The 514-nt window shown below is 40.7% G+C and carries 2 pseudogenes; both read left to right on the forward strand.

The window, feature by feature from the left end:
• Positions 1-90, forward strand: a pseudogene (locus tag AB4585_RS27945) (dihydroorotate dehydrogenase (quinone)); the annotation flags it as partial.
• A 160-nt stretch (positions 91-250) separates the two neighbouring features.
• Positions 251-514 (forward strand): annotated as a pseudogene (locus tag AB4585_RS27950) (cell division protein ZapC); the annotation flags it as partial.

A 514-nucleotide genomic window follows, 5' to 3' on the forward strand; every position in this document is an offset into this window, starting at 1 on the left:
ATGCAAGCTGGTGCGAAGTTGGTGCAGGTTTACTCAGGCTTTATCTATAAAGGACCAAACTTGGTTAAAGATATCGTTAAGAATCTGTAATCGATTTGCAGTAAAACCAATTGTTTAGCTAAAGAGAAGGGGAATTGTTTTCCCCTTTTTTTTTCGTCTCCTGTTAGTAGAATTATCGGAAAGTAACGTGGACCCTGCAAAGGGATGGTGTAGCGCCTTACTTAAACCGAGTTTAAAACAGGACAGAGTTATGCTTAAGCTAAGCGATACATGGAATTGGTACTACGACGAGGATAAATCCTCTCTGATGCTTGAGATTAGCGAAGATATGGTATTTCGCTCTGATCTCCCTCGTAAAGTTCTTATCGAATCTGCATTTACACCACAGCCGTTTTCAGTCGAAGACGCAGACATCTATCATGTATTCCAAGACTCTGTTAAAGGCCTACCTTTATCTATTCCACGACAAGCTGAACTTGTACTTAAAGCAGTGACAGTTAAGCGCTTCCATAAG

The sequence above is a fragment of the Vibrio sp. 10N.222.49.C9 genome, assembly GCF_041474985.1.
Taxonomy (GTDB): domain Bacteria; phylum Pseudomonadota; class Gammaproteobacteria; order Enterobacterales; family Vibrionaceae; genus Vibrio; species Vibrio crassostreae_C.